At 68.4% G+C, this 6,503-nt stretch carries 3 protein-coding genes; 2 read left to right on the forward strand and 1 reads right to left on the reverse strand.

Annotation, left to right across the window (positions count from 1 at the left end):
• Positions 1 to 424: 424 nt before the first annotated feature.
• Entirely contained in the window at positions 425 to 1,147 is a 723-nt protein-coding gene (locus tag U9980_RS18855) for a hypothetical protein (RefSeq protein ID WP_322769126.1), read from the reverse strand.
• Positions 1,148 to 1,274: 127 nt separating this feature from the next.
• On the opposite strand from U9980_RS18855, the gene U9980_RS18860 reads away from it, so the two are divergent.
• Together U9980_RS18860 and U9980_RS18865 are read left to right on the forward strand one after the other, a co-directional pair.
• Positions 1,275 to 6,062 (forward strand): family 1 glycosylhydrolase, encoded by a 4,788-nt coding sequence (locus tag U9980_RS18860; protein ID WP_322769127.1) that lies wholly within the window; start codon positions 1,275 to 1,277, stop codon positions 6,060 to 6,062.
• Positions 6,063 to 6,175: 113 nt separating this feature from the next.
• On the forward strand, positions 6,176 to 6,496 hold the full coding sequence (locus U9980_RS18865; protein ID WP_322769128.1) for a cupin domain-containing protein: 321 nt from the start codon (positions 6,176 to 6,178) through the stop codon (positions 6,494 to 6,496).
• The last annotated feature ends 7 nt before the right edge of the window (positions 6,497 to 6,503 follow it).

The following is a 6,503-nucleotide window of genomic DNA, read 5'->3' on the forward strand; positions in this document are numbered from 1 at the left end:
TCCAAGACGGGTGGACGCTATTCTCCGGGAGTGGCCGCTCAGCAGCTGGCTCTGATCTCCGCGTTTGTGCAGCTCAGTGGTTGTTGCCAGAACCCTATGGGCTGCGACACCTGTCGTGCAATCACACGACGCTGGGTCGGAGTGTCGTGTCCTCCGTTCGTGTCGGCATTTGGGTTCCGATGCCGATGCCGATGCCGAGTACACCGGAAGTACAGAGATCGGAAAGCCGGGCACTCCGGCTTAAGCTGGGCCGCTACCCCGGCTACTTCCGTCTGTTGCTCACGTTCGGTCACGGCACAGGCGGAGCGGCCTGATCGCGGCATTGTGCAGATGTGCGCACTCGGGGTACTTGGTTCGAAGCTGCGCGAGCTGTGCTTCGTCGTCGATTCTCCGTGCGGCGGGCAAGGCCGTGGGGAAAGGCCCTCTACGGCGGGGCGGTCGTGTAGCGGTCTACGTTCTCGAGAAGCACCCACTCCTTGTTCTCCAACTCCACCTGCACTTTTCCGCCTGAGGTGACCCCGACGCTCTTGATCAGTCGGAGGTTTGGATCACTAGTGGTGGTCACACGGAGGCGGTTGGGGAACGCCGTCAGGATCCGGAGAAGGCTTTCCGACGTCAGCCCGTCCGGATCCTTGCGCGGCAGAGTCGCGGTGGCTTGTAGGAACGCCGCCGCCACCTCGGCCCGTCCGGCGTGCCGTGCCGCCGTGGCATTGCCGCGCGACCCGAGGTCCGCCTTGACGAAGAGGGACACGGCGATCGCGGTGGCTGATAGCACCAGCGAGGCGCCACCGATGAGTGCGGCGAGAACCGCGTCACCGATGGCGTCCCGCGCCGCCGCGACGAAGCCGTAGATCGTGGCGGCCAAACCGGACAGTCCACCAACCGCCGCGACCGCCGTGGCCCACCACTTGGTGATTGCCTGCGTGCCGGATCGGATCACCTGCATGGACGGCGGCGTTTTCGCCCACCACCCGTCGTTGTCCGCCGCAGTGTTGCGTGCGGCATCGGTCGCCATCAGCTGGAGGCGGACCAGTAGATCGGTCAGACCGATCTTCGCCGTGGCGTCCGGCGCGGCGTCGGCCCACCGAAACTCGTTCAGGGGATCGCCTGCCGCGGGCTCCGAGGCTTTCTGCGCTGCAGTCGTCATGACGTCCTCCCTGCTGACAGCTTCACCTCTCCCGAGCCCTTCCGATGTGTTGGATTCCCGACGCAGGAATCGGTTGACGCACTACGGGGTCGAGTTCACAGTGAGGAGAAAGCGCGAGGAGGCCACCATGCCGTCGGTAAGCCTGCAGTCCTTGACGGTGAACATCATGGATACTCCGGAGGCGCGGGCCCAGGCGCTGGCACGGCTGGCATTTCACCGGGCCGTGCTGGAGAACCAGGGTGTGCCCACGGTGAGCGGCCTCGGTGACCTGGCGTTGTCCGGCGTGGTTGCGGCCCGGCCTGGCGTTGTCGTCCCCGCCCGACCCGGATTGTTTACCCCGCCGGGCGTTATCCCTGTCCTGCACCGGCAGCCACCCGTCGGTGTACTTCTGCCGTCCGGGACGACGGCTCTGCAAGCCGCGTTCGCCGAGCCGGTGCTGCCGCCCAGCGCGCGGATGATGGCGGCACCGGCGACGCGGGCCACGCTGGACGTCGCCTACTTCGTCGCCGAGTCGGTCGATCTCGCGGACGACACCGTCGTGGTGCTGAACCGGCCTCATCAATACCTGACCTTCATCGCCGAGCGCATCAAAGTGGGGCGCGGGGTGACGTTCACGTACGAGCACCCACTGCCCGGCGCGCCGGTCGCGTCCTGGGCACCTGGCGACAAGCCGCCCAAGCCATCGAAGGCGCCCACCCCGGACGGCCACTGGGGAGTGACCGGTGATCCCGGCGGTGACGGGCTTCCGGGCGGGGAGGCGTGGGCCGGGGTCGACGCGCCCGAAGTCGAGATGTGGGTGCTGGAGCTAACTGGGGCGCCGGTGTTCGACCTGCGTGGTCAGGACGGCCGAACCGGTGGGCGCGGTCGCGACGGCGGGGACGGTGGCGACGGGTCCGACGGCATGGCTGAGCGCTACGACTTCCTCGGCTTCTGCAGCAGCGGCGCAGGAGCGGGCGGCGACGGCGGTCCCGGCGGGAGTGGCGGCAACGGTGGGCGTGGCGGACCGGGTGGACACGGCGGCCGGCTCGGTCTGTACGCACCCTCGCCAGTGCTGCAGACGTACGCGGCGGGAGGCTTCAGCATCAGCACCGAGGGCGGCTCCGGCGGCGCGGGCGGCGGTCCCGGCGCGCCGGGCGCAGGCGGCGTCGGCGGGCGTCTCGGGCCACGGCCGAAGAACTGCTCCATGTCAGAGGAGCGGCACGACGGCGCGCCGGGCGCACAGGGCCGTCAGGGCGCGATCGGGTCGCCCGGCCCACACGGCGGACAGCACCTGGACAGTGTCCGGTTCGTCCCAGTCTCGAGGGACGAGTTCGCCGCAAAGCTCACCGAACCCGCTCTGGTGCGCGCGGATCCGCCGCGAGCCGTTGCTGGCGCCACGGTCACCCTGCACGGGGTGCGGCTACTGCCGGACGACGTCTTGACCATCAGCGACCAGCCCGTCCCGATGACGGTCATCGCGGATACGCTCGCCACCTTCAATGTCCCCGCGGTCATCGGTGGGAACCAGACCCTCCGGGTACGTCGCGCCGGCGGCGTCCGATCCAACAACCTCTCGTTCTACGTTCTGCCCCAGGTCGCGGCAGTCGGCGACGGCAGCCGGGTTAAGCCGGGCACCACGGTCACCGTCACCGGGTCCGGATTCGCGCCCGGGGCTCGTGTGAGGGTCAACGGCGAGGACATGCCCGGCTCGTCGTATGTGAACGGCGCCACCATGACCTTCACTCTGCAGCGGCCGGTGAACACCGCGGAGGACGCCGACGGCGAGACGGGCCTCTGCGAGGTGATCCTCAACGACGGCACGCCGTCGAACGCCGTTGCCTTCACTATCGACACGCTGGTGATTCTCGTGATCGGTGACTCGGTCGCGTGGGGGCAGGGGCTGCGGCCGCACGAGAAGTACGTGGGAATCGTGGAGCGGTCGCTCGGCGAGGCGGGCGGCGGGATCAAGAGCTACACCGCCATGCTGGCGCATTCCGGGGCGACTATCGGCGTCGGCGACAACACGGTGCTTCCAGCGCTGCCCGGCGAGATTCCGACGTCATACCCGACTGTCATGCAACAACTCGGCGCGTACGGCGGCACTCCCGACCGGGTCGACATCGTGCTGGTTACTGCCGGTCTCAACGACGTCAACATCCGGTCCATCGTCAACCCGATGGCTCGGCCGCGGGACTTCGCCGGGCCGGTGGACGCGTTCTGCCGCCGTGACCTGCGCACCCTTCTGACCGCAGCCGCCGCGCAGTTCCCAAACGCCACCATCGTCGCGACGCCCTACTATCCAATCCTCTCCGAGGACAGCGACACAACCCTGCTGTCTGCGTTCCTCGTCGCCGTCGGAATCAGCGTGGCCGGGCTGCCCGGCGGCATCTTGACCGGATCACTGATCCCCCAAGTGATCACGAACTGCCGGGCTTTTCACGACCTGTCCCAGCTGGCGATCGCAGCGGCCGTCGACGAGGCCAACGACGATCTGCCGGTCGCGCGGATCTGTTATGCCGGTCCGGGATTCGCCGCCGAGAACGCCGCCCTCGCGTCGCAGGCATGGGTGTACGGCATCAACGGCGACCTGTCACCGCAAGACGTGTTCGTCGCCGGCGGGCGAGCCCCGGCCTGCGACCTGAATGCCGATCGCACCGACGTCTTCCAATGCGCGCGAGCTTCCATCGGGCATCCCAACCCGGCCGGCGCCCGCGCGTACGCCAACGCGGTCCTCCGTGCTCTCCGCACCGGACCGGCGGACGAGGAAGCAAGCCTGCCGCCGTTCCCGCCAGGGTTCCTGTTCGGTGTCGCTACTGCCGCCATGCAGAACGAGGGTGGTATCACCAACAACGACTGGGCAGCCTTCGTCGACTCCCCTGCGATCCGCCGGAGGGTGCGGGCGTGGACCGCGAAGGACGGCCACCCGGTCGATCTGAGCGGGCCGGGCGAGGCGCTTCGCCATGCGGACCTGACCGTTCTGAAGGCTGACCTCGACCGGGCGGCAGCGCTCGGGATCAACAGCTACCGATTCTCCGTCGAGTGGGCACGGATCCAGCCGGCCAGGGCCACACACGGCAACCCGCTCACCGATTCGGACCTTGACATGACCGCGGTCGGCTACTACGATGGCGTGCTCGATGCCCTCGCCGCACGCAATATGACGCCGGTACTGACGCTCAATCACCTGTCGCTGCCGCTGTGGGTGCTCGACCCGCCACGGGAGGCGACCATCGGCTCAGCGGTCGGGCTGCCGTTCGCCAGCGGCGACGACCCCGACTTCAGGGCATCGATGCGCGGCTGGGAGAACGCGGAGACTGTCGACGCGTTCCTAGCGTTCGTGACCTACCTCGCCGCGCGCTGGTCGGCCCGGGTGAGGTGGTGGATCACGCTGAACGAGCCGGTCGGGTCGATGATCGGCGTCGGCTACATCGCGGGGATCTGGCCGCCCGGATTCACCGGGGACGGCGGCCGAGCGCGAACCGCCTACTTCAACCTGATCCGGGCGCATACCCGCGCCTACGAGACCATCAAGGCGGCCGACAGCGAGTCGATGGTCGGGCTTGCGCACGCCATGCTGCACGCCAGGGTTACCACGGCGGTCACCGATCACGTCCTAGGCGATCAGGAGGCGGCGCGCAACCAGTTCGACTATTTCTACAACTGGCACATGCTCGACGCGATCATCGACGGCCGGCTGGACACCGCAATCCACCGCCGGCCCGGCAACCGCGTTTATCTGACCGACGCCGACTTGGCCGCCTTCCTGGGCACCGACGCGACGAAGCCGTGGTCGAGCCACTGCGACTTCGTCGGTCTCAATTTCTACCGCTCGGTGTACGTCTTCGCCGACGTCCTGGTGAGCCTGACCGCCTCGTACACCGGTGGCCGTTTCGTCAACAACCTCGACGGCAGCGACCAGGTCCATCAGCTCCTCAACGACCTGGGGTGGGAGATCTCGCCCTCAGGATTCGGTGCGATGTTACGAGACCTCAAGTCACGGTACGGACTGCCAGTGCTCGTCACCGAGAACGGGATCCCGCAGGCGCAGGACCACCATCGCGGGCCGTTTCTGGTCGCGCATCTCACGCAGTTGCTGGCCGCAGTCCGCGACGGCGTGGACATCCGGGGGTATCTCTACTGGACGCTGGCGGACAACTGGGAGTGGCACGAAGGCTACCGGCCGGCCGCGCACTTCGGGCTCTATACCGTCGACCGCTCCGACCCGGCGCTGCCACGGCATCTGACCCCCGGGGCGCACGCCTACGCGTACGCCATCGGCCGCGGAGACCTGCGCGGGGCGCGGCAGCTCTTCGGCGACATCAGCCCGGGCGGCGATCGCGTCCGGCCGGCCCGCCGATCCCCGGCGCTGTTCACCGGGACGCTCGACGGAAAGCCGATCGCCATCACGGTGCGCCAGGACCCGGACGGCTGGCTGCGTGGCTTCCTGTCGGAGCCGGGATCGGGACGGCCGGTCCCGCTACTCGGCACGCTGGACGCCAGCCTGGGCCTGCTGACGCTACGGCATCCGGCCGGGCCGGGCGGATCGCTGGGGCAGGGCAGCTTCTCGGGCCGGCGTACCGGCGACCCGCTGATCTTCGCCGGCCAGTACGAGCGGGACGGCGCCACGACGGCGTTGGAGATCACCAAGAACCCGCTCGTGGGCGCCTGGGTTGGCGACGCTCCCCTGCTGCAGGTGCAGATCGGCCCGGCACCCGGCGACCCATCGGCATGGGTTGCCGCCTGGATGTCCGATACATCACCGCGGGGCTGGTCGCCGCTGGCAATCAGGGTCGAAGGCGCCAGCGTCACTCTTGAAGCTGGCGGCAATCGCGTGGTCGGCCGCCGAATGGGCGACCGCCTCACCGGTGACATCACCGCATCCGGCGAGACCAGGCCGTGGACCGGCCGCCGTCTCGACGACGGTTTCCCAGCTTGAGGAGGAGGTCATGAACAAGCGATTCGAGACGAGGCAACTGCCTGCCGTCATCGATGCCGTCGCACCCGACGGGTCAGACGTCCCGCCTGCTACCGGGCTTGGAGGCCGGCGGGATGGCGCACTTCGAGCTCAGGCCACGGGCCGCTTCAGTTCCCGTACGCCACCGCACCGTCGACGAAATTTGGTACTTCATCACCGGCCACGGCCAGATGTGGCGACGGCAGGACGAGGCCGAAACAGTGGAGGACGTCCGCGCCGGGACGGCCATCACCATTCCGGTCGGGACATCGTTCCAGTTCCGGTCCACCTCCGATGATCCACTGGCCGCGATCGGCGTGACCATGCCGCCGTGGCCCGGCTCCGGCGAAGGGGCCTGTAGAAATAACGGCTCTGCCAAGATTCCGGTGGTGACAGGTAGTGATAGGTGTTCATGAGAGCAGG

Origin of the sequence: Protofrankia sp. Cr1, from assembly GCF_963555865.1 — a bacterium.
Classification (GTDB): domain Bacteria; phylum Actinomycetota; class Actinomycetes; order Frankiales; family Frankiaceae; genus Protofrankia.